The organism is Streptomyces sp. NBC_01485 (genome assembly GCF_036227125.1).
Taxonomy (GTDB): Bacteria; Actinomycetota; Actinomycetes; order Streptomycetales; family Streptomycetaceae; genus Streptomyces.
In genome coordinates this window covers 5,165,079-5,185,913 of the sequence record NZ_CP109435.1, presented here as the reverse complement: position 1 = coordinate 5,185,913, position 20,835 = coordinate 5,165,079, and the positions used below count along the sequence as shown (strand labels likewise).

Genomic DNA, 20,835 nt, shown 5'->3' with positions numbered 1-20,835 from the left:
TCTTCCGCCCCTGACGATGGAGACGCCTCGACCATGTCCGGCAGCAGCGGCAACGGCGCCGTGACGCGCAGCACCCTGCGACAACAGATCGCCGACGCGCTCCGCGACGAGGTGCTGGGGGGACGGTTGCAGCCGGGGCAGGAGTTCACGGTGAAGGAGATCGCCGAGCAGTACGGCGTCTCCGCGACCCCCGTCCGCGAGGCCCTCGTCGATCTTTCGGCGCAGGGTCTGCTGGAGGCCGACCAGCACCGGGGTTTCCGGGTCCACGAGTACTCCGTCGACGACTACCGGGGCATGGTCCAGGCGCGCAGCCTGATCATCGAGGGGATGTTCCTCGCCGTGGACGAGGGCCGGCGGCCCCACCTGAACTTCGAGGAGCCCCGGACGGCCGCCGTCATCGCGGGCGTGCGCCGGCGCGGCGAGGCGGCGAAGCGGGCCGCGTCCGCCGGTGACCTGACCGTCCTCATCGGCTACGACCTGCGCTTCTGGCGCGAGCTGAGCGGCCTGTACGGCAACCCCTACCTCGCCGACTTCCTGCACCGGCTGCGTCTGCAGTCCTGGGTGTGCACGGTGCAGCACCTGCGGCGGCTGGCGGATCTGCGCGGCCATCTGTGGTCCGGCCACACCGAACTCGTCGACGCCCTGTACGCCCGCGACACCGACGCGGCCCGCGTGGTCCTCGCCGCCTACAACGACGACTCCATCACCCTGATCGAGCGGCTGGCGGCCGGATGAGCGGGAGGCCCGCCGCCCCGGACAGGCCCACCGCCCCGACCGCCGCCGTCGAGTTGTCCGTCGTCATCCCCGCCTTCAACGAGGAACGCCGGCTCGCCGCGACCCTGGACGCGGTCACCCGCCATCTCCACTCGGCCGGGAGCCACTGGGGCAGTTGGGAGATCCTGGTCGCCGACGACGGTTCCACCGACGCCACCCGCGAACTCGTCACCGTCCGCAGCGACCCCCGCGTGAAGCTCGTCGTCGGTTCCGGCAACCGGGGCAAGGGGCACGCCCTGCGGCTCGGGGTCGCCGCCAGCCGGGGCGGTCACGTTCTCGTCATGGACGCCGATCTCGCCACCCCCGTCGGGGAGTTGGGGCGGCTGGAGAAGGCACTCGCCGACGGGCATGAGGCGGCGGTCGGCTCACGCGCCGTGCCCGGCGCGACACTTGGCGACCGGCAGCACCGCATACGCGAACTCCTGGGCAAGGCAGGCAACTTGCTCATCCGCCGGACCACCCTGCGCGGGATACGCGACACCCAGTGCGGCTTCAAGCTCTTCGACGGCGACAAGGCCCGCGCCGCGTTCGCCGCCTCCCGTCTCAACGGCTGGGCCATCGACGTGGAGGTGCTGCGGCACTTCCAGCGCGCCGACTGGCCGGTCGCCGAGGTGCCCGTGCACTGGTCGCACCAGCCCGGCTCGAAGGTCCGCCCCACCGACTACCTCCGTTTCCTGCGCGACCTGGCCCGGATACGGATCCCGGTGCTGCGGCTGCGCCCTGCGGACGTCCTGGCCGTCGTCCTCTTCCTCGCGATGGCGACGGCCCTCTACTCGGGCCGCGTCCTGGACCCCGCCCACCGCTATCTCACCGACTCCCTCCAGGACCAGAACCAGTGGGAGTGGTTCTTCGCGGTGACCGCCGACAACGTCGCCCACCTGCGCAATCCCCTCTTCACCGACCTCCAGGGCTTCCCCGGCGGCGTGAACCTGATGGCCAACACGACGATGTTGGGCCTGTCCGTCCCGCTCACCCCCGTCACCCTGCTCCTCGGCCCGGCCGTCACCCTCAGCCTGGTGATGGCGCTGGGCCTGGCCGCCACCGCCACCGCCTGGTACCGGCTGATCGTGCGCCGGCTCGTCCGGCTGCGCCCCGCCGCCTTCGCCGGGGCCGCGGTGGCCGCGTTCGCACCGCCGATGATCAGCCACGCCAACGCCCACCCGAACTTCGTCGTCCTGTTCATGATCCCGCCGATCATCGAGCGCGCCCTGCGCCTGACGACCGGTGCGCGGGTCACCCGGGACGCGGTCGTCCTCGGCCTGATGGCGGCCTACCAGTTCTTCCTCGGCGAGGAGCCGCTGCTGCTCGCCGCGCTGGGCATGCTCCTCTTCGCGGTCGCGTACGGCGTCGTACGCCCCGACGTCGCGCGCAGCGCCGCCCGCCCCCTGCTGAACGGCCTGGCGATCGCCGCCGCAGTCTGCCTCCCGCTCGTCCTCTACCCCCTGGCCTGGCAGTTCTCCGGCCCGCAGAGCTACTCGGGCATCGACCACGGCACCGCGCCCGGCGTCGCCAACTCCGTGCGCGCGCTGCTCTCGTTCGCCGAGCGCTCCCTGATCGCGGGCGACGCCGGCCGCGCCGACGCCCTCTCCCTCAACCCGACCGAACAGAACGCCTTCTACGGCTGGCCACTCGCCCTGCTGGCCTTCGCGATCACGGTAGGACTGTGGCGGCGGCCCGCAGTGAAGGCGCTGGCCTGCACGGCGGCAGCGGCTGCGGTGCTGTCCCTCGGCCCGAGCATCGCCCTCCCCCTCACCGGCACCACAATCCCCGGCCCCTGGACCCTGTTCGCCGGTCTCCCCCTGTTCGAGTCGGTCATCGAGAGCCGGGTCGCGCTGGTCTGCGCCCCGGCGCTGGGCATGCTGCTCGCCCTGGCCGTCGACCGGCTGGCCCACGCCCGCCGCCTCAGCACCCAGTACGCCGGACTGCTCGCCGTCTCCGTCGCCCTGCTCCCCCTCCTCCCGGCCCCGCTGAAGTCCGAGCCGCGCACCGAGGTCCCCGCCTTCTTCACCGACGGCACCTGGAAGGCGTACGTCCGCCCCGGCGAGACCCTCGTCCCCGTGCCGCTCGCCGAGCCCGAGGACGCCGAGGCGCTGCACTGGCAGACGGCGACCGGCCTCGGCTTCCGGATGCCCGGCGGCTACTTCAACGGGCCGTACGGCGACGGCGACCGCACCGGCGTCTACGGCGTCCCGCTGCGCTTCACGGCGAGTCTGCTGCGCGACGTGCGGTACACGGGCGTGGTCCCGGTGGTCGACGCCCGCGCCCGGGCCGCGACCCGCGAGGACCTCGCGTACTGGCGGGCGGGGGCCCTGGTGCTCGCCCCGCAGCCGCGCGTCGAGCGGCTGCGTGAGACGGTGGAGAAACTGGTGGGCCGGCCGGGTAGGCGGGTGGCCGGAGTGTGGGTATGGGACCTGCACGAGGGGACGCAGAACAGGAGCTGAGGTGCGCGGCAGCGACTACCCTTCCCTGACCGGCATTGCCGTACCGCCCGTGCAACACACCATGCAACGCACCGTGCAACGCGCTGAGTGAGGAGCTCTCTTTGGCCTGTGACCTGTGGCTCGTGCCGCTCGTCGACGTGTTGTGCCACACCCCCGACAATCCCTTCGCCGACGAACTCGCCCAGTACAACAAGGTGCTCGCCGAGGCGGGCCTCCCGCCGGTGCCGGTGTACCAGTACATGCCCGGCCTGTCCGGCGAGGTCGCCCCGGTGGCCGGCTTCGACTACGACGCCCTGCACTTCCTGCGCCGCGCCTACCTGCTCCAGGTGTGCCAGTTGCCGGTGACGCCGGTGGGCGAGCTGGGCGGTGACTACGAACAGCTCCTGGAGATGTTCGAGGCGACGGCCCAGCAGTCGCACCTGGTCTGGCACTACGACCACGCGGGCGCGTACGTCCCCGTCGACTTCCCCGCCCCGCTCTCCAACGACGAACTCCTCGCGGGCGGCGGCCCCTTGGGCTCCGCCCAATCCCTGCTGCGGGAACTGGAGTTCGTGGCCCCGTCGATCGGCATCGATCCGGCCAATCCGCCAGCCGCCCCCCAACCCCCCGCCGGTCCCACGGAGTTGGAGGAACCTGCCGTCGCGGCACCGTACGATCCCAGCCCGTTCGCCCGGGAACGGCACGTGTGGCTCGGCCTGCACGCGGCAGCGACCCGCAGCCTGGCGCAGGGCTCGATGATCGTCTTCAGCTGAGTCGGCTGATGGCTTTCAGCGCCCGAGCTGTGCGAGACCCTTCTGCACGTCCTCCATGTTCATCACGGGGTTGTAGGAGATCTCGGCGTCGAGGTTGAGGAAGAACGGCTCGCTGAGCACCGGCATCTGCGAGCTCTCCTCCATGTCGAAGAACAGGAAGGCGGTGCGCTTGCCGTGGTCGGTGGTGAAGTAGGCCGCTTCGGGCTTGAGCTGCGCCATCGACTCCTCGATCAACTTCCCGAGAGTCCCGTTCCGGATGGCCTCGTTGGCCTTCTCCGTGTCCATGGACGCCTTCAGCATCATGCGCATCGCAGTCACCTTCTTCTGGTCGATGCACGCGGACAGACAACGTCATGATATGCCCGGAATGCCGGGTAGGGCGCGCCCGGTGGGCGCCCTACCCGGCGCCGCTCAACGCTGTTCGACGATGCGGATGGTCCGGATACCCGTACCCCGGTAGCGCGTCGGTGTCCTGGTCAGGACGGGACGGCCGTGCGGCCACTCGACGGTCGGCAGCGCGAGATGCAGCACGTGGGCGCCGCTCCAGTCGTCCTCGGTCTTGCCGGCCGGCTCCTCGCCCGCGTCCGCCGCACCCGCCGTCCGCAGACGCTTGCCGACGGACGCGGCAGCCGCGAAGTCGAGCCCCTCGATGTTGACGGACGGCAACGCGCCCACATGCTCGGCGACTCCGGCCCGCTCGCGCTCGGCGGCGGCCAAGCTCAGCGCGGGAATGTAGACCCGCAGAGCGGGGTCCTTCTCCGCCTCGACGACGAGCCGGGAGGCCATGCTGTTCCCCGCACCCAGTGCGAGCGCGGCGGTGTCGTCGAAGATGACGGCACGCGGCAGCGGATAGCGCTTCTCGTCCATTACTGGACCTCCCCGATACGCCCGGCCTCGAGGTCGGCCCACAGCTTCTCGCCGGCCTTCTCGTCCTCCTCGGTGTACGGCCTGCCGAGGAAGTGCTCCTCCACGTACGCCTTGGTCTCCTCGTACTGCTTGTGCAGCTCTTCCTTGGTCGGGGTGGCCCCGGCCAACTGGGCAACGAGGTCGCGCATGCTCATCCCGCGCTCCCGGGCGAGCTCCTGAAGCCGGTCACGGACAGCGGGGTCGACCTTGATCGTGGTGTCAGCCATGAGCACAGTATACCGGCGGTATACCACCTCAGGGCGTACGAGTGTGACGGTCATCGACACTCCGTTTCTTTCGAAGGACCCGGCAGGCGAGAGCAGGCCGGGAATCTGTGTGCGCTTGCGCCTACGCGGGCGCGGGCTGCTGGCCTCGCAGCAGGGCGCGGACCGTCGCGCCGCCGCGTCGGGCGGCGTCGCGGAAGGCGGTCGCGCCGGGCTTGCGCAGTTCGAGCTCGACGGTCGTGGCGGGAGCCGGCGTCGGCGCAGCCGGGCGCTTACGGCGCAGCCGGTTCTCGATCAACGCCTGCGGCGAGTGGACGGGAGACGGCAGCCCGTCCGTCAGCGCGGCCCGCACCTGCGAGGTGTTCGCCCCCGCGTCCCACCACGCCTCCACGAGCGGCGCGAGCCGCAACGCCTCGGCGGCACCGAGCGTGAGCCCCGGGTGCGTACGGCCGAGCGAGCCGAGGAACTTCGCGGCGAACGCGGTGCGTTCGCTCGGTTCCGGCTCCTGCTCCGACTCCTCTTCCGGCTCGGCCGGCTCGTCGGGCTCGACAAGCGGCGGGGAGGGAGGGTCTTGTGTCCCGGTGTTTTCCCCCGAAGGGGTAGCGCCCCCGGCCGGGTCTCCCGATTCGCCGAAGGCCCGGTCCTGAACTTTTTCCGGTTCACCCGCCGGGGGTTCGTCCTCGTACGGAGTGTCGAATACCTCGTACACCGTGGAGAAGTGACGCGTCTGCGCGTCCTGCCGCACCACCCGCCGCAGATACCGGGATTCCTCCAGCTCATGCAGGGCGGAGGCGATCCGCGCCCTGCCTTCCTTGCGCTGCTCGGCGAGGGTTCGGATGGTGGCGCGAGCGCCGTCCGGGAGGCTGATGAGGTACGTCAGTACGCCTACCGCACACCAGGAGAGACTCCGGTCGCGGAGAAGGGCGTTGGAGAAGACTGAAAACGCGCGCGTGGGCGTCGTACGATGAATGCGCATTGGGTGTCCTTATGTGTTGGACCTGGTGCCGAGCCCCCGGGTGTTGGCGCACCGCGGGGGCGTTTCGTTGGCGTGACTCTACGGGCACGCAAAGCGACGAAAGCAAGCCGGAACTGGGTTTTCCCGGGCGGAAGTTCCCACGTTTCACTCCTCGGAGTGAAGTGTGACGGCGCGCAGAAGAAGCGTGTGGACGAAGCGGTCGGGTGCGGTGGGCCGGTAACGCCAGAACAGCGGCCACGTCATGTCGTCCAGCGCGGGGACGGGGATGAACCACTCCTTGTCCGGACCGCAGGTCATGCGCGTCACCCCTTCCGGCCAGGCCAGATGGGCGGTGCTGCCGGGCGGCACGAGGAAGTAGACGCACCGGCGTCCGCTCGCCGTCTCGATGATCGGCCCGGGGTCGCCTCCGGTCATCCGCGCCAGCAGGTCGGCGATCTGGCGTCCCCGGTCGCCGTCCAGCCGCACGGCGTCGAACTGGACGCCTGCCTTCCGGATTTGAACGCCGGATTCCGGAAGCCAGTCCAGGTCACTTTGCGTATTCATGAGGACAGTGTCCTGAAGCTGACCTACCGTCTTCCATAACTCTCCGTCGACTCTCCACAACGGTCGGAAATCAGCGGAGACAACTGGTGACCGGTTGAGTTCAGTTGAGTCCGGGGGTGACCGCATGGCGCGGGCGGAGAACAAGGTGGTAGCGAGCGGTACGGCACGGATGGTCGCCGCACTGGCGAAGGCGTTGCGCGAGCAACTTGGTCTGACTCAGGAGGAGTTGGGCAAGATGATCGGCTACACCGCCTCCGCGATCAGCGCGATGGAGACGTGCGCCCAGCCCGCGAGCGACAAGATGCTGGTCGCGCTGGAGAAGGCGATCGGCGGTGGGCTGGGCCTCTTCGAGAAGGCACGCAAGTGGATGCTGCTGGAGAAGTACCCCGCGCGCTTCCGAGGCTTCAGCGAGATGGAGGCGGGCGCGGTCACAATCTGCTCGTACGCGAGCTTCGTCCTCGACGGGCTGTTCCAGACCGAGGCGTATGCCCGGGCCGTCATCCACGGCAGCTATCCCCCTGTCTCCAAACAGAAGGAGGACGAACTCGTCGAGGCGCGGGTCGCCCGCCGAGCGCTCTTCGACCGCGAGCCTGCTCCGATGATCGAGCTGATCCTCGAAGAGAGCGTGTTGCGGCGGCCGTTCGGTAGCTGGGACATCTTGCGCGAGCAACTACGCTCGCTCGCCAACGACGCCCAGCGGGACAATATCTGCATCCAAGTTCTCCCGATGAACCGCGGACTGCGCGGTGCGCACGCGGGCGAGCGTGGCCCCATGAAAATTGTTGTCACCGAGGACCACGACCACGTCGTTTTCATGGAGATCGAGGACCAGGGCATCCTGGTAAGCAATCCGCCGGAAGTGGCCCAACTCGCCCACCGCTATGCGAAGATCCGCGCACAGGCCCTGAGTCCCGACGACTCGCTGAGCCTCATCGAACGGTTGGCAGGAGAGCAGGAATGACCGGCACAGGGACCCTTCAGTGGTTCAAGTCCAGTTACAGCGACGGCGGGGGCGGCGACTGCGTCGAGACCGCGTACACCTGGCACAAGTCCTCGTACAGCGATGGCGGCGGCGGTAATTGCGTCGAAATAGCCGCCTGCCCCGCCGCCGTCCACATCCGGGACTCGAAGAATTCGGACGGGCCGGTGGTGACCGTCTCCTCCGGGGCCTGGGCCGCCCTCCTCACCACCCTCCCCCTAGAACTGTGACACTCGCACCCCCAACTGTCACAGTTCTCACGACCAGGTACCCCAGCGCCCCTTGAGTCGCCGGCGGATCCGGCCGCATCGCCGTGGAGGGAGCACCCCCTCTCCAGAAAAATGTGACACCCGCACCTTCATCTGTCACATTTCCACGGCGCATAGTTCCCCTCCGGGGGAGCCGAGCCCGAATCCATCCCCCACGCGCCGCTCCCCCGGCACGCTGGCCCTCATGAACACCTACGCGCCACCGGGAATGGGCACCGTCTACCGCGCCGTGCTCGACACTATGGCCGAGCACGGCCCGCATCGGCCGCCGATCGCTCAGATCGCCCGCCTCGCCGACACCAATCGCCAGTTCCTGTACCGGAACTGGCCGGATCAGCGAGTACTGATCCTCAAGGCATGCACGGCGGAGCTGGACCGCCTCCTGCAGCGGGCGAGCAACGCAGGATACGAACTGTCACCACCGTGCATGCTGGTGGCGCAGATCGTGCGCGCGGCCCGCCTGGTGCGCGAGCACCCGGTGATGGTGGCGACGGCCCGGACGAACCCCGATCTCCTCCTCTCCGCCCTGACACATCCGGACACGTCACTGCACCTACGCGCACTGCTCTGGCTCCAGAACCGTCTCTACGTCCGATACCCGGGCATGGCGGAGCGGGAGCCCATGTCCTGGACCCTGCTCGCCATGGCATCGCCGTTCGCACTCGCGCCGCCGCCATCCCATGCCCCGACCGACCGCACGGTCCTCGACGCCCGGCTCAGCTTGTACCTGCACACGTGCCTGAACACCAGCCACGACGGCCCCTGCCCGAGCACACCCCGCGACTGACCGCAGAAGGCCAAGGCAGAGAGCCGGCGGCGGAAGCGCCGCGTCAGAACACCGGCGTTCCGGACTGCGTCAGCTTCCAGTTGGCGGCGGCGAAGTCGGCCGGGTCGAGCGCGCCCTTGGCCGTGACGTAGTCGATCATCAACTGGCGGATCTCGTTGGTGGAGCTGTAGGCGATGGGCGCGGCGGCGATGTGCGGGTAGCCGCTGCCGCCGTTGGCCCGGTAGTTGTTCACGGCGACGACGAAGACCTGGTCGTCGGCGACGGCGGCACCCTTGTAGCTGAGGTTCTTGATCCGGGACCCCTCGGCCGCCGCGATGTCGATCTCGTAGTCGACGCCCGCCGCCGTGTCGTACATGTAGTCCCAGAAACTGTTGGCGTTGGTGAGGGTGGCGGTGTCGACCTTCGTCCCCGCCGGAACCTGGTGGTAGTACTTCGCCGCGAACTCCAGGTAGTCCCTGAGCTGGGCGCCGGTGAGCTTCTTGCCGTACAGGGTGTTGTCGTAGATGTAGAGCCCGGCGATGTCGCGGATGCTGACGTCGCCGGCCGGAATGTCGGCGGTGCGGCTGAAGGGCGCGGCGACGGAGATGAGGGGCAGGGCGGCGTCGGCGGTGGAGAGTCCGGCGGCGACCGTCTTCGTCTGGACCTCGTGGATGAAGTCCATGATGGGGACGTCCTTCCAGCAGGACTCCGCCGCCGAGAGGTCGGCCGTGCAGGTGCCGACGGCCGTGTTGACGTACTTCACGACGAGTTCGTGGTCGGCCTTCAGGAGCTTCTTGATCTCCGGGTCCTCGTCCACGGTGTTCGGGTTGAGGGTCTGGGCGGTCTTGCCGACGACCTTCCAGCGGCCGTGCTCCAACTCGACCTCGAAGTCGAAGACACTGAGCCGGTAGCCCCAGCAGTACGGCTCCGACAGCAGCACGTCCTCGCCGGTCTCCGCGTTCTTCACCGTGTACGACGGCACCTCGACGTGCGTGTGACCGACGAGGATCGCGTCGATGCCGGGGACCTGCTCGGCGACGAGGTTGGAGGCGTTCTCGACGTAGGGGAGTTCGTCGCCGTAGGACGAGGAGCCGTCCAGGCCCGAGTGGTCGGTGAGGAAGACGACGTCACAGCCCAGCGCCCGCAGCCTCGGCACGTACTTCTTCGCCTGCTCGACAAGCCCCGGGAACACCATCTTCCCGGCGACGTTGTCCTTGTCCCACAGCGCGATGCCCGGGTTGGTGAGGCCGAGGATGCCGACCTTGATGTCGGGCGCGCCCGGCACGCAGATCCGCTTCACGGTGTACGGGGCGAAGGCGGGCCGCAGCGTCTTGGCGTCGAGGGCGTTGGCCGCGAGCAGCGGGAAGTGGCACTGGCTCTCGAACTTCCGCAGCACCTCGATGCCGTAGTTGAACTCGTGGTTGCCGAGGGCGGCGGCGTCGTAGCGCATGTGGTTCATGGCGACGGCCATGGGGTGCTGCGGCCCCTTCTTGCCGTTCGTCCCGGTGATCGGGGCGACGCGCGCGAAGTAGTAGGCGAGGGAGGTCCCCTGGATGATGTCCCCGGCGTCGACCAGCAGCACCCGCTCCTCGCCCTTGGCCTTCCGCTGCTCCTTGATGAGCGTGGCGACCCGCGCGACCCCGACCGAGTTCCCCTTGCCGTCCTTGTAGGCGGCGTCGGTGTAGTAGTCCCAGTCGAAGACGTGACTGTGCAGGTCGGTGGTCCCGAGAATGGAGAACGACCAGGTCCGCGGCTTCTTCACCGGCTTGGCACCCTTGCGCTCGGCAGCCTGGGCGCTACCGGCCCCCACACTCCCGGCAACGGCGACAGCCGCCCCGGTAACGGCCGACTTCTGCACGAACTCACGGCGATTCAGGGGATTGACGGGCATGGCAGGGCTCCTGGGGGAGGGCTGGCGAAAGGGAGGCGTGCGGGGTGACTACACGCGTAGATGTTGGTCGCGGGCGACCCCCTTCGAAAACCAGCGGCATGCCATGAGCAGGTCAACAAAAGGAAATGATCGACGGACTGCCGGAGTGCGCTCGCTCGACTACGCTGAGTGCCGCATGGTCAGCCTCGATAGAAGGGCGCATCATGACGTTGATGGCTGAGCGACCGATCACGATAAGCGGCACAGAGTCCCCCAGCTTCGAGGATCTGCTGGACGCCCTCGACGAGCTGTACGTGCCGGACGGCTTCAAAGCCGAGATCATCAAGGGGAACATCGTCGTGTCGCCGTGGTCGAGGGCGTACTACCTCACGGTCATGCATTTGGTGTGCGATCAGTTGCAACCTCACCTGCCCGAAGGGCACCGGATCACTTCAGGCCCGTTCCTTTACGTGTTTCCGGGATCCGAGCGCGCCTACGGCCCCGACATCCACGCGTCTCACATGAGCGCCCACCAGAGCACCAGCAACCACTTGGACGGCGAAGCCCTCTCCTTCGTTGCCGAGCTGACCTCCTCTTCCACCCGGTTCGACGACCTGACCGACAAGGTCGAGACCTATGGGAAGGCGGGCGTTCCCGTCTACCTGATCCTCGACATGCAGGAAGAGCAGGCCACCGTCCTGTGGACGCCGTCGGCCAAGGGATACGAGTCCCGTCTCACCAAACCGTTCGGCGAGAAGCTCGACATTCCCGCGCCCTTCGGCTGCACCCTCGACACCACCGGCTTCCAGGCCCCGGCCCCCGCGCCGCCCGAGAAGTGACGCACACGCGTGTGCCCCCGTCCGGTCCGACGCCGGGCGGGGGCACACGTGTGAGAAGGGCGCTGAACTGCCGTCCTACAGGAACGAGTTGGCCTACAGGAACGAGTTGATCTGGATCGTCTCGTCCCGGCCGGGGCCGACGCCGATCGCGGAGATCGGGGCGCCGGACATGTCCTCCAGGGCCTTGACGTAGGCCTGGGCGTTCTTCGGGAGGTCGGAGAAGGACTTCGCCTTCGTGATGTCCTCGGACCAGCCGGGCAGGGTCTCGTAGATCGGCTTCGCGTGGTGGAAGTCCGACTGCGAGTACGGGAGTTCGTCGACCCGCTTGCCGTCGATCTCGTACGCCACGCAGACGGGGATCTGCTCCCAGCCCGTCAGGACGTCGAGCTTCGTCAGGAAGAAGTCCGTCAGGCCGTTGACGCGGGTCGCGTACCGGGCGATGACCGCGTCGAACCAGCCGCAGCGGCGGTCACGGCCGGTCGTCACGCCCCGCTCGCCGCCGATGCGGCGCAGCGCGTCGCCGTCCGCGTCGAACAGCTCCGTCGGGAACGGACCCGAGCCGACACGCGTCGTGTACGCCTTCAGGATGCCGATGACCCGGCTGATCTTCGTCGGGCCCACGCCCGCGCCCGTGCAGGCGCCGCCGGCCGTCGGGTTCGACGAGGTGACGAAGGGGTACGTGCCGTGGTCGATGTCGAGGAGCGTGCCCTGACCGCCCTCGAAGAGGACGACCTTGTTCTGCTCCAGCGCCTGGTTCAGCAGCAGGACCGTGTCGGTGACGTAGGGGGCGAGCTTGTCGGCGTAGCCGAGCAGCTCCTCCACCACCTGGTCGACGGCGATCGCACGGCGGTTGTACAGCTTGGTCAGCAGCTGGTTCTTGGCGTCGAGCGCCGCCTCCACCTTCTGCGTGAGGATCGACTCGTCGTACAGGTCCTGGACGCGGATGCCGACCCGGTTGATCTTGTCGGCGTAGGTCGGGCCGATGCCGCGCCCGGTTGTGCCGATCTTGCGCTTTCCGAGAAAGCGTTCCGTCACCTTGTCGACAGTCACGTTGTAGGGCGTGATGATGTGCGCGTTGCCGCTGATCAGCAGCTTCGACGTGTCGACGCCGCGCTCGTTCAGACCGCTCAGCTCGGAGAGCAGGACCGACGGGTCGACGACGACACCGTTACCGATGACCGGCGTACAGCCGGGTGACAGGATTCCGGAAGGGAGCAGGTGGAGTGCGTACTTCTGATCGCCGACGACGACCGTGTGGCCGGCGTTGTTGCCGCCCTGGTAGCGCACTACATAATCCACCGAGCCACCGAGAAGGTCGGTGGCCTTTCCCTTGCCTTCGTCACCCCACTGAGCACCGAGCAGCACAAGTGCGGGCACGCGCGTACACCCCTTCCGGGTGGGGCATGTCCAAGGTCAGGGGCGTACGCGGCAGTTCGTGCCACCGCGTGCACCGCGACCGTTGCCGGTCGCCAGTTGTCGGACCCGGATGCCCCGGAATAGACGAAGCCCCTGGCGCAATAGCGCAAGGGGCTCTTGCACAAAGATGCTACCCGAGGAAGCGAGGCAGGACCGAGGTGGCGACTTCTCCGACGTCCGATCAGCTGCTGGTGATCATCGATCCGGCTGCCCGGTGCACGGACGGGGAGTCCGTCCGCATCGCGAAAGACGTGCTCAGCGCGGGTGCGGCGAGTACGAAGGTGTGTCTGCCTGAGGATCCGGAGGAATTCGCCCGGGTGCTGTCCCGGCGGGGTTCGCGGCGGCCGGTGGTCGTCGGCGACGACCGTGCGCTGATCCGCGCGGTGGCCCTGCTGCACCGGCAGCGGGCACTGGCCGAATGCGTCCTGTCGGTGGTGCCGGTGGGCGCGTCCCTGAGCGTCGCGCACGCCCTGGGGGTGCCCCGGGGGGTCGTGGCGGCGGCCCGGGCCGCCCTGGACGGCACCGAACGCCGTCTTGACGTGCTCATCGACGACAGCGACGGGGTGGTACTGGGCGCGCTCCGCATCCCACCGGTACCGCTCACTCCGCACAGCCCGGACGACGAAACGGGCGATCCGGATCGTGCGGACCATACGGACATGGTGGAGGGCGCCGGGCTCGCGCACGCCGGCCGGCACTGGCTGCGGACGTACCAGTCGCTTGTCCGCACCCTGGTCCCGTCACGGCCCTCCCGCCTCTCCCCCGCCCCCGCCCCGCCCGGACCGGCCCGGCTGCGCATCGAGGTCGACGGCGTGACGCTGATCGACCTCGACCAGCCGGTGGCGGCGGTCTCGGTGTCCCCGGGCCCCTCCGGCACGGCCATCGTGGAGGTACGCCCCCTGTCCCTCGGCGCGGACGCGGCCCCCCTCCGCGCCCGGGGCCACACGGTGACCGTCTCGGGCACGGACTTCCACTACCGAGCGGACACGACCGTCGCCGGACCGGTACGACGCCGGACGTGGACGGCACGGGAGGGAGCGCTTGGGCTGATGCTGCCGGGACGGTGAGCCGGTGAGGATTTCTGCCGACGGGGGTTTCTGCTGGCGAGGGTTTCTGCCGGCGAGGGTTTCTGCCGGCGTGGGTTTCTGCCGGCGTGGGTTTCTGCCGGCGAGGGTTTCTGCCGGCGAGGGTTTCTGCCGGCGTGGGTTTCTGCCGGCGTGGGTTTCTAAAGGTCTGGTTGACAAGTATTTAACGTGCCGACACCCTTGACCGACTCATTCGGGCGACAGAGTTCCGGTCCAGCACGGCGGCGGACGACCAGGAGAGGGGCCACCTCGATGGCAGTGGACGAGGGAGTCGCCTCGGCGGCGGAGACGGGCGCGGAGGGAGCGGACGGCACCGTTCACCGGCTCAAGCCCAACGCCATCGGCCTGCTCGGCGTGGTCTTCATGGCCGTCGCGACGGCGGCGCCGATCACCGCGATGACCGGCAACGTGCCCTTCATGGTCTCGTCGGGCAACGGCGTCGGGGCCCCGGCCAGCTACCTCGTCGCAATGGTCGTCCTGGCAATCTTTTCCGTCGGTTTCACGTCGATGGCGAAGCACATCACCTCCACCGGCGCCTTCTACGGCTTCATCTCCTACGGCCTCGGCCGCTCGGTCGGCCTCGCCTCGGGCCTCCTCGCGACCTTCGCCTACGCCGTGTTCGAACCGGCGCTGATCGGCATCTTCTCGTCCTTCGCCACCACGACCCTCGAGGACCAGACGGGCCTGGCCGTCCCGTGGTGGGCGTTCGCGCTGCTGATGCTCGCCGTCAACGCGACGGGCACCTGGTTCGGCGTCTCCGTCGCCGAGAAACTGCTCGTCGTCCTCCTCGCCACCGAGGTGACGATCCTCGCCGCGATGGCGATCTCGGTCGCCTTCCACGGCGGCGGCCCGGACGGCTTCAGCCTCGACCCGGTCAACCCGGTCAACGCCTTCAAGGGCACCAGCGCGGGCCTCGGCCTCTTCTTCGCCTTCTGGTCGTGGGTCGGCTTCGAGTCGACGGCGATGTACGGCGAGGAGTCCCGCAACCCGAAGAAGATCATCCCCAAGGCGACGATGATCTCGGTCCTGGGCGTCGGCGTCTTCTACGTCTTCGTCTCCTGGATGGCCATCACGGGCACCGGCGAGTCCTCGGCGGTGAAGGTCGCCACCGCCGACCCGTTCGGCCTGTTCTTCGGCCCGACCGAGCGCTACGTCGGCCACTGGGCGGTCGACGTCATGCAGTGGCTGATGATCACCGGCTCGCTGGCCTGCGGCATGGCCTTCCACAACTGCGCCGCCCGCTACATGTACGCGCTGGGCCGCGAGGGCGTCCTGCCGTCCCTGAAGAACACCGTCGGCCGCACCCACGCCCGGCACGGCTCCCCGCACATCGCGGGCCTGGTCCAGACGGTCGTCTCGGCCGTCCTGATCGGCGCGTTCTGGGCCGCGGGCAAGGACCCGTACACGGGGACGTACGTCCTGCTCGCGATCCTCGGCACCATGGCGATCCTCGTCGTCCAGGCGGTGTGCTCGTTCGCGGTGCTGGTCTACTTCCGCTCGCACCACCCCGAGAGCCGGCACTGGTTCCGGACCTTCACCGCCCCGCTCATCGGCGGCATCGCGATGCTCGCCGTGGTCGCGCTGCTGGTGTCCAACATGGGCGTGGCGGCGGGGCCGGAATCGGGCTCGCTGGTGCTGAAGGCGACGCCGTGGCTCGTCGTACTGATCGCGGTGGCCGGCCTCGGCTACGCCCAGTACCTCAAGCGGCGCGACCCGTCCCGCTACCTGCTGCTGGGGCGGACGGTGCTGGAGGAGACGAAGGAACGGTAGACCGAGGAACGGTAGGCCAAGGCGGGTAACAGCCGTTGCCTGTAGGGGATTTCAGGCCCCGAAGAGCTCCTCGCGGTGCACCCGCCACCGTTCCATCATGGCCGCGATCTCGCCGTCGACGAACTCGAAGAAGGCGAGCGTCTCGGCCATGCGCCGTCCCGCCGGGGTGTCGCCGCCGAGGCTGGTGACGCCCTCGCGCAGAGCGACCTCCCACCGCTTGAGGACGGCCTCGCGGTTGGTGAGGGCCTCGTACCACTGGTTGCTGTGCACCCGGTAGCGCTCGCGCCGCGAACCGGGTTCACGCTCCCGGGACACCATGTGCTGCTGCGCGAGATAGCGCACCCCGCCGGAGACGGCCGCGGGGCTGATCCGCAACTGCTCGCCCAGTTCGACGGAGGTCATCGCGCCCTCGTCGGAGGAGAGCAGCGCGGCGAAGATCCGGGCGGGCATGCGCTGCATCCCGGCCTCGACGAGCTGCGCCGCGAAGGACTCGACGAACTTCGACACGGCTTCCGCGTCCCGTCCGGCCTCCGTTGATTCGGTCATACCCTCACCCTAACCCGAGCTTCATACAGTTCCTTAACTTCACAAATTTCTGAAAGAAGCGTACGTTCGGAACCATGACGAAGGCCATCACGGTGTCCGGACTGCACAAGTCCTTCGGCCGTACCCACGCGCTCGCCGGCCTCGACCTGGAGGTCGAGACCGGCGAGGTGCACGGCTTCCTCGGCCCCAACGGCGCCGGCAAGTCCACCACCATCCGCGTCCTGCTCGGCCTGCTGCGCGCCGACTCGGGCGCCGCCCAGGTCCTCGGCCGCGACCCGTGGACCGACGCGGTCGAGGCCCACCGCCGCATCGCGTACGTCCCCGGCGACGTGACCCTGTGGCGCAACCTCTCCGGCGGCGAGGTCATCGACCTGTACGGCAGGCTGCGCGGCGGCCTGGACGCCGGGAGGCGCGCCGAACTGATCGACCGCTTCGAGCTGGACCCCACCAAGAAGGGCCGCACGTACTCGAAGGGCAACCGCCAGAAGGTCGCCCTGGTGGCCGCGTTCGCCTCGGACGTCGACCTCCTCATCCTCGACGAGCCGACGTCCGGCCTGGACCCGTTGATGGAGGAGGTCTTCCAGCGCTGCGTGCAGGAGGAACGAAACCGCGGCCGGACGATCCTCCTCTCCTCCCACATCCTCAGCGAGGTCGAGGAACTCTGCGACCGCGTCAGCATCATCCGCAACGGCCGCACCGTCGAGACGGGCTCCCTGGCCGACCTCCGCCACCTCACCCGCACCAGCGTCACGGCCGAACTCGCGGGCCCGCCCAACGGGTTGGCCCACCTCCCCGGCGTGCACGACCTCGAAGTCCGGGGAAACCGGGTGCGGTTGCAGGTCGACACCGCCGAACTCGACGCCGTACTGCGGTCGTTGACGGACTCGGGCATCCGTTCCCTGACGTCGACGCCACCCACGCTGGAGGAACTGTTCCTGCGCCACTACCAGGAAGACCGGCAGGAAGACCGCCAGGAAGACCGGCGGGACAACCACCTGGAGAACCAGCAGGAGGCTCGGGCATGAGCACGCTCGCGGGCACCGCCCCGCTCCTGCGCTTCGCGCTGCGCCGCGACCGGGTGCTGATCCCCGTCTGGGTGGCCGTGAACACCCTGATGGTCCTCTCCATGCCGAACACCCTGAAGGGCCTGTACGCCACCCCCGCCGACCGCGCCGACCTGCTCGGCCAACTGGCGGCCAACGCCTCCCTGCGCGCCCTGATCGGCCCCGTCTTCGACGACTCGCTCGGCGCGCTCACGGCCTGGCGGGTGGGCGTGTACGCCGGTGCGCTCGCCGCCGTGACCAGCCTCCTGATCGTCGTACGGCACACCCGCGACGAGGAGGAGAGCGGCCGTCAGGAGCTGATCGCCTCGGGCATGGTCGGCCGCCGCGCCTCCCTGACGGCGGCGCTGCTCGCGGCCGGCGTCGCCAACGCCGTACTCGCCCTGCTGGTCGCGGCGGGTCTGGCGGGCCAGGGCGCGGCGGGCGCGCTCGCGTTCGGCCTCGGACTGGCCGGGGTCGGCATGCTGTTCGCGACGACGGCGGCGATCGTCGCGCAGCTGACGGAGAGCACGCGGCTGGCGCGGGGCCTGACGGCGGCCGTGCTGGGGGCCGCGTTCGTCCTGCGCGCGGCGGGCGACTCGTCGGCGGATGGGGGCACCTCCCAGGCTTTCGGCCCTGGGGGAGGATCATCGCTCCTGACCTGGCTGTCCCCGCTCGGCTGGCTGGAGAACCTGCGGGCCTTCGCGGACGAACGGTGGTGGGTGCTGCTGCTGTTCGCGGCGGCGGTGGCGGCGCAGGGCGCGGTGGCGTACGGCCTGGCCGACCGCCGGGACGTCGGCATGAGCTTCCTCCCGACCCTCCCCCGCTCTCGGCTCCGCTCGAGCTGGGGGACCCCCATGGGCCCGGCAGCGGGAGCCCTACGGACGGCATCCGCCTTGGCCTGGCGACTGCAACGGGGCGGTGTGCTGGGCTGGAGCGTCGGCTTCTTCCTCGCGGGGGTGGTGTACGGCGGCCTGGCGGACGGCGCGGCCGACCTGGTCGGCGACAACGCCAAGGCCCGCGAGATCTTCGAGCGGATGGGCGGGCAGTCGTCGGGCCTGACGGACGCGTTCCTCGCCGCGATGATCGGCATGCTGGGCCTGATCGCGACGCTGTACGTGGTCGCGTCCGTCCTGCGGCTGCACGGCGAGGAGACGTCGGGGCGGGCGGAACCGGTCCTGGCGAACGCGGTGGGCCGACTGCGCTGGGCCGCCGGGCACTTGGCGATCGCCTTCGGCGGCGCGGCCCTGATCATGCTCCTGGCGGGCCTCGGCTTCGCAGCGGGCTACGGCAAGCAGGTCCTGCCGATCCTGGGCGCCTGCCTGGTGCAGCTCCCGGCGATCTGGCTGGTCGGCGGCCTGACGGTCCTGCTCTACGGCACAGCCCCGCGTCTGGCCCCGGCCGCGTGGGGAGTGGCGGGCGCGGTCCTCCTCGTCGGCTGGATCGGCCCGGCCCTGAACGCACCCCAGGCGATCCTGGACGCCTCCCCCTTCGCCCACTTGCCGAAACTGCCGGGCGGGGAGATGGCGTGGACCCCGGTGCTGCTGCTGTCGGGCGCGGCGGCGCTGCTGGTGGCGGGCGGTCTGGCGGGCCTGAGACGACGGGACATGACGACGTGACGACGTGACGACGGGGCGGCGGGGCGGCGGGGCGGCGGGGCGACGTGACGACGGGGCGACGTGACGACGGGGCGACGTGACGACGGGGCGACGTGACGACGGGGCGGCGCGACGACGGGGCGGCGCGACAAGGCGACGAGGCGATCCGGCGGCGCGAACCGAGGGAGGCCGCATCCCGTCCCTCCGGGCATGAATCGGAATCGGAACTGGAACCGGAACCGGAACGCAGTGACGTGCGGTGGCTGTGTGCTGTCGGTGGCGGGCGCGCTGGCGGCGACGAACCTGTGGCTCACCTCGACCCGCACACGCATCCACCTGGGCCACGGCTTCGAGGACGAGGGCCTGGACCTCAGCGTCCTGTTCACGGAACTCCCGCTGGTGTTCCTGGCGGGAGCACTCCTGCCGGCGCTCGTCTACGCCCCGCTCGCCCGCCTGCTGACCGCCGGACGAGGCGACTCGGAGGGTGACGGCTAGAAGGTGACGGCCAGACCCTCCAGCCCCCGGATGACGAAGTTCGGCTTGCGCAGTGGCTCCGCCGCGAGGCTCAGCGTCGGGGCCTTCTCCAGCAGGGCGGTCATGGAGGCGGCCAGCTCGATGCGGGCCAGGGGGGCGCCGATGCAGTAGTGGATGCCCGCGCTGAAGGAGATGTGCGGGTTGTCGGCGCGGGCGAGGTCGAGCCGCTCCGGGTCGGCGAAGACGTCCGGGTCGTGGTTGGCGGCCCCGAACAGCATGGCGATCTCGGCACCCCGGGGCACGACGACCCCGTCGATCTCGATGTCGTCCAGCACCCACCGCTCGAAGAGCTGGAGCGGGGTGTCGTACCGCATCAACTCCTCGACGGCGGTGGGCACGAGCGAGTGATCGGCGCGCAGCGCGGCCAACTGCTCCGGGTTCCGGAAGAGCGCCCACCACCCGTTGACGGTGGCGTTGACGGTCGCCTCGTGACCGGCGTTCAGCAGCAGCACGGCGGTCGAGATCATCTCCTGCTCGGTGAGCCGGTCGCCGTCGTCGTGGGCGGCGATGAGCCCGGAGATGAGATCGTCACCGGGCTCCTTGCGGCGAGCGGCGATCAGCTCGCGCAGATACCCGGAGAACTCGACGGAGGCCCGCACGGCCTTGGCCGCCGTCTCCTCCGACGGGCTGAGCTCGTACATCCCGCAGATATCGGCCGACCAGGGCCGCAGGGGCGCCCGGTCCGACTCCGGGATGCCGAGCATCTCCGCGATCACGGCGACGGGCAGCGGCTCGGCGACCTCGCCCAGCAGATCACCGCCGCCCGCCTCCACCAGCCGGTCCACCAACTCCCCGGCCAGCCTGCGCACATACGGCTTCAGCCGCTCCACCGTGCGCGGTGTGAACGCCTTCGACACCAGCCGCCGGATCCGCGTGTGGTCCGGCGGCTCCAGATCGAGCATCCCGTGATCGTTCAGCGTGTGGAACGGCTCCTGCTCGGCCGGCGGCGCGGCCCGCCCGAAGTCCGCGTCCGTGAACCGATGCCGATACGTCCGCCCGAGCCGCCGCTCCCGCAACAGCGCCGCCACATCCGCGTGCCGCGACACCAGCCACTGATCACTCGGCGCGTAGTAGACCACCCGCCCCCGAAGCTCGGCGTACGCCGGATACGGATCCGCCACGAACGCGGGATCCCAGGGGTCGAAGGAGAGGTCATCTGCTGCTGCCATGAACGGACGCTAGCCGGTGGACGGGCGGCTGACCAGGGGGTCTTGGCGGGCGGAGCGTACGACCTCAGCCGTCGGCCGACCGGTTCGACGGGCCGCAGCACCCCCGGGCCGTGCGGCGGCCCGGGATGCGGTCGGCCGTGAACTGTGACACATCCCCCCGGGAGTGTCACATTCGGCGGAACTTGGACCCGGCCGAGCGGCAGGAGCGCATCCGCACCCGACGGAATTCGCCGGAATTCGCCGGAATATCGCCCCGGCGAACAGGTTGCGGAGCATGATCGAACCTGATCTGATGTTCCTCGTTGCGAATTCAAATACGACGGAGCCGTAGCGTCGAA

The 20,835-nt window shown here is 69.6% G+C and carries 21 protein-coding genes; 12 read left to right on the top strand and 9 right to left on the bottom strand.

Features of this window, described 5'->3' with window-relative positions:
• Nucleotides 1-33: 33 nt before the first annotated feature.
• From OG352_RS23650 to OG352_RS23640, 3 genes are all read left to right on the top strand, one after another.
• Nucleotides 34-735 (top strand): GntR family transcriptional regulator, encoded by a 702-nt coding sequence (locus OG352_RS23650; RefSeq protein ID WP_329219592.1) that lies wholly within the window; start codon nucleotides 34-36, stop codon nucleotides 733-735.
• Nucleotides 732-3,215: a dolichyl-phosphate beta-glucosyltransferase gene (locus tag OG352_RS23645; protein ID WP_329219590.1), complete on the top strand. Its 2,484-nt coding sequence runs from the start codon at nucleotides 732-734 to the stop codon at nucleotides 3,213-3,215. The genes OG352_RS23650 and OG352_RS23645 overlap by 4 nt, the downstream gene beginning before the upstream one ends.
• A gap of 101 nt (nucleotides 3,216-3,316) precedes the next feature.
• A complete protein-coding gene (locus tag OG352_RS23640; RefSeq protein WP_329219588.1) occupies nucleotides 3,317-3,967 on the top strand; it encodes a hypothetical protein in 651 nt (216 codons plus the stop codon).
• 15 nt (nucleotides 3,968-3,982) lie between these two features.
• Here the strand turns inward: OG352_RS23640 and OG352_RS23635 are convergent, their stop codons facing one another.
• The 5 genes from OG352_RS23635 to OG352_RS23615 all read right to left on the bottom strand — a co-directional run bounded on the left by OG352_RS23635 (nucleotide 3,983) and on the right by OG352_RS23615 (nucleotide 6,616).
• Nucleotides 3,983-4,276: a hypothetical protein gene (locus OG352_RS23635; RefSeq protein ID WP_329219587.1), complete on the bottom strand. Its 294-nt coding sequence runs from the start codon at nucleotides 4,274-4,276 to the stop codon at nucleotides 3,983-3,985.
• A 102-nt stretch (nucleotides 4,277-4,378) separates the two neighbouring features.
• Nucleotides 4,379-4,834 (bottom strand): hypothetical protein, encoded by a 456-nt coding sequence (locus tag OG352_RS23630; protein WP_329219586.1) that lies wholly within the window; start codon nucleotides 4,832-4,834, stop codon nucleotides 4,379-4,381.
• Entirely contained in the window at nucleotides 4,834-5,100 is a 267-nt protein-coding gene (locus tag OG352_RS23625) for a hypothetical protein (protein WP_329219584.1), read from the bottom strand. Before OG352_RS23625 ends, OG352_RS23630 begins: the two co-directional genes overlap by 1 nt.
• A 121-nt stretch (nucleotides 5,101-5,221) precedes the next feature.
• Nucleotides 5,222-6,073 carry a hypothetical protein gene (locus OG352_RS23620; RefSeq protein WP_329219582.1) on the bottom strand — a complete coding sequence of 284 codons (852 nt, stop codon included), beginning with the start codon at nucleotides 6,071-6,073 and terminating at the stop codon, nucleotides 5,222-5,224.
• Between the two features lie 144 nt (nucleotides 6,074-6,217).
• Nucleotides 6,218-6,616 (bottom strand): hypothetical protein, encoded by a 399-nt coding sequence (locus tag OG352_RS23615; protein ID WP_329219580.1) that lies wholly within the window; start codon nucleotides 6,614-6,616, stop codon nucleotides 6,218-6,220.
• A gap of 124 nt (nucleotides 6,617-6,740) precedes the next feature.
• Between OG352_RS23615 and OG352_RS23610 the strand changes: the two genes are divergently transcribed.
• From OG352_RS23610 to OG352_RS23600, 3 genes are all read left to right on the top strand, one after another.
• A complete protein-coding gene (locus OG352_RS23610) occupies nucleotides 6,741-7,577 on the top strand; it encodes a helix-turn-helix domain-containing protein (RefSeq protein ID WP_329219579.1) in 837 nt (278 codons plus the stop codon).
• Nucleotides 7,574-7,825, top strand: a complete 252-nt coding sequence (locus OG352_RS23605; protein WP_329219578.1) for a DUF397 domain-containing protein — start codon at nucleotides 7,574-7,576, stop codon at nucleotides 7,823-7,825. Before OG352_RS23610 ends, OG352_RS23605 begins: the two co-directional genes overlap by 4 nt.
• A gap of 223 nt (nucleotides 7,826-8,048) precedes the next feature.
• Nucleotides 8,049-8,651, top strand: coding sequence for a TetR/AcrR family transcriptional regulator (locus tag OG352_RS23600; RefSeq protein ID WP_329219576.1), 603 nt, complete (start codon nucleotides 8,049-8,051; stop codon nucleotides 8,649-8,651).
• A gap of 43 nt (nucleotides 8,652-8,694) precedes the next feature.
• On the opposite strand, the gene OG352_RS23595 is transcribed toward OG352_RS23600, so the two are convergent.
• Nucleotides 8,695-10,521 (bottom strand): bifunctional metallophosphatase/5'-nucleotidase, encoded by a 1,827-nt coding sequence (locus OG352_RS23595; RefSeq protein ID WP_329219575.1) that lies wholly within the window; start codon nucleotides 10,519-10,521, stop codon nucleotides 8,695-8,697.
• 203 nt (nucleotides 10,522-10,724) lie between these two features.
• On the opposite strand from OG352_RS23595, the gene OG352_RS23590 reads away from it, so the two are divergent.
• The gene (locus OG352_RS23590) at nucleotides 10,725-11,339 is read left to right on the top strand and encodes a Uma2 family endonuclease (RefSeq protein ID WP_329223934.1); all 615 of its coding nucleotides are present in this window, start codon (nucleotides 10,725-10,727) and stop codon (nucleotides 11,337-11,339) included.
• A gap of 93 nt (nucleotides 11,340-11,432) precedes the next feature.
• On the opposite strand, the gene OG352_RS23585 is transcribed toward OG352_RS23590, so the two are convergent.
• Nucleotides 11,433-12,716 carry an adenylosuccinate synthase gene (locus OG352_RS23585; RefSeq protein ID WP_329219573.1) on the bottom strand — a complete coding sequence of 428 codons (1,284 nt, stop codon included), beginning with the start codon at nucleotides 12,714-12,716 and terminating at the stop codon, nucleotides 11,433-11,435.
• Between the two features lie 197 nt (nucleotides 12,717-12,913).
• Here OG352_RS23585 and OG352_RS23580 point away from each other — a divergent pair, with 197 nt between their 5' ends.
• Together OG352_RS23580 and OG352_RS23575 are read left to right on the top strand one after the other, a co-directional pair.
• Nucleotides 12,914-13,822, top strand: a complete 909-nt coding sequence (locus OG352_RS23580; RefSeq protein WP_329219572.1) for a diacylglycerol kinase — start codon at nucleotides 12,914-12,916, stop codon at nucleotides 13,820-13,822.
• Nucleotides 13,823-14,092: 270 nt separating this feature from the next.
• The gene (locus OG352_RS23575; RefSeq protein WP_329219570.1) at nucleotides 14,093-15,610 is read left to right on the top strand and encodes an APC family permease; all 1,518 of its coding nucleotides are present in this window, start codon (nucleotides 14,093-14,095) and stop codon (nucleotides 15,608-15,610) included.
• Nucleotides 15,611-15,661: 51 nt separating this feature from the next.
• Here OG352_RS23575 and OG352_RS23570 read toward each other — a convergent pair whose 3' ends face one another.
• The gene (locus tag OG352_RS23570; protein WP_329219569.1) at nucleotides 15,662-16,156 is read right to left on the bottom strand and encodes a GbsR/MarR family transcriptional regulator; all 495 of its coding nucleotides are present in this window, start codon (nucleotides 16,154-16,156) and stop codon (nucleotides 15,662-15,664) included.
• Between the two features lie 74 nt (nucleotides 16,157-16,230).
• Between OG352_RS23570 and OG352_RS23565 the strand changes: the two genes are divergently transcribed.
• From OG352_RS23565 to OG352_RS23555, 3 genes are all read left to right on the top strand, one after another.
• A complete protein-coding gene (locus OG352_RS23565; protein ID WP_329219568.1) occupies nucleotides 16,231-17,181 on the top strand; it encodes an ABC transporter ATP-binding protein in 951 nt (316 codons plus the stop codon).
• On the top strand, nucleotides 17,178-18,815 hold the full coding sequence (locus tag OG352_RS23560; protein ID WP_329219566.1) for an ABC transporter permease: 1,638 nt from the start codon (nucleotides 17,178-17,180) through the stop codon (nucleotides 18,813-18,815). Before OG352_RS23565 ends, OG352_RS23560 begins: the two co-directional genes overlap by 4 nt.
• Nucleotides 18,816-19,061: 246 nt before the next feature.
• A complete protein-coding gene (locus OG352_RS23555) occupies nucleotides 19,062-19,289 on the top strand; it encodes a hypothetical protein (RefSeq protein ID WP_329219565.1) in 228 nt (75 codons plus the stop codon).
• Here the strand turns inward: OG352_RS23555 and OG352_RS23550 are convergent.
• Nucleotides 19,286-20,497 carry a cytochrome P450 gene (locus tag OG352_RS23550; RefSeq protein ID WP_329219563.1) on the bottom strand — a complete coding sequence of 404 codons (1,212 nt, stop codon included), beginning with the start codon at nucleotides 20,495-20,497 and terminating at the stop codon, nucleotides 19,286-19,288. The genes OG352_RS23555 and OG352_RS23550 overlap by 4 nt on opposite strands.
• Nucleotides 20,498-20,835: the final 338 nt, after the last annotated feature.

Coding starts and splice junctions, on each gene's coding strand:
- OG352_RS23565 (WP_329219568.1), top strand. CDS start 16,231: ATGACGAAGGCCATCACGGTGTCCGGACTGCACAAGTCCTTCGGCCGT.
- OG352_RS23610 (WP_329219579.1), top strand. CDS start 6,741: ATGGCGCGGGCGGAGAACAAGGTGGTAGCGAGCGGTACGGCACGGATG.
- OG352_RS23650 (WP_329219592.1), top strand. CDS start 34: ATGTCCGGCAGCAGCGGCAACGGCGCCGTGACGCGCAGCACCCTGCGA.
- OG352_RS23595 (WP_329219575.1), bottom strand. CDS start 10,521: ATGCCCGTCAATCCCCTGAATCGCCGTGAGTTCGTGCAGAAGTCGGCC.
- OG352_RS23645 (WP_329219590.1), top strand. CDS start 732: ATGAGCGGGAGGCCCGCCGCCCCGGACAGGCCCACCGCCCCGACCGCC.
- OG352_RS23605 (WP_329219578.1), top strand. CDS start 7,574: ATGACCGGCACAGGGACCCTTCAGTGGTTCAAGTCCAGTTACAGCGAC.
- OG352_RS23550 (WP_329219563.1), bottom strand. CDS start 20,497: ATGGCAGCAGCAGATGACCTCTCCTTCGACCCCTGGGATCCCGCGTTC.
- OG352_RS23625 (WP_329219584.1), bottom strand. CDS start 5,100: ATGGCTGACACCACGATCAAGGTCGACCCCGCTGTCCGTGACCGGCTT.
- OG352_RS23560 (WP_329219566.1), top strand. CDS start 17,178: ATGAGCACGCTCGCGGGCACCGCCCCGCTCCTGCGCTTCGCGCTGCGC.
- OG352_RS23620 (WP_329219582.1), bottom strand. CDS start 6,073: ATGCGCATTCATCGTACGACGCCCACGCGCGCGTTTTCAGTCTTCTCC.
- OG352_RS23635 (WP_329219587.1), bottom strand. CDS start 4,276: ATGCGCATGATGCTGAAGGCGTCCATGGACACGGAGAAGGCCAACGAG.
- OG352_RS23590 (WP_329223934.1), top strand. CDS start 10,725: ATGACGTTGATGGCTGAGCGACCGATCACGATAAGCGGCACAGAGTCC.
- OG352_RS23570 (WP_329219569.1), bottom strand. CDS start 16,156: ATGACCGAATCAACGGAGGCCGGACGGGACGCGGAAGCCGTGTCGAAG.
- OG352_RS23575 (WP_329219570.1), top strand. CDS start 14,093: ATGGCAGTGGACGAGGGAGTCGCCTCGGCGGCGGAGACGGGCGCGGAG.
- OG352_RS23630 (WP_329219586.1), bottom strand. CDS start 4,834: ATGGACGAGAAGCGCTATCCGCTGCCGCGTGCCGTCATCTTCGACGAC.
- OG352_RS23600 (WP_329219576.1), top strand. CDS start 8,049: ATGAACACCTACGCGCCACCGGGAATGGGCACCGTCTACCGCGCCGTG.
- OG352_RS23615 (WP_329219580.1), bottom strand. CDS start 6,616: ATGAATACGCAAAGTGACCTGGACTGGCTTCCGGAATCCGGCGTTCAA.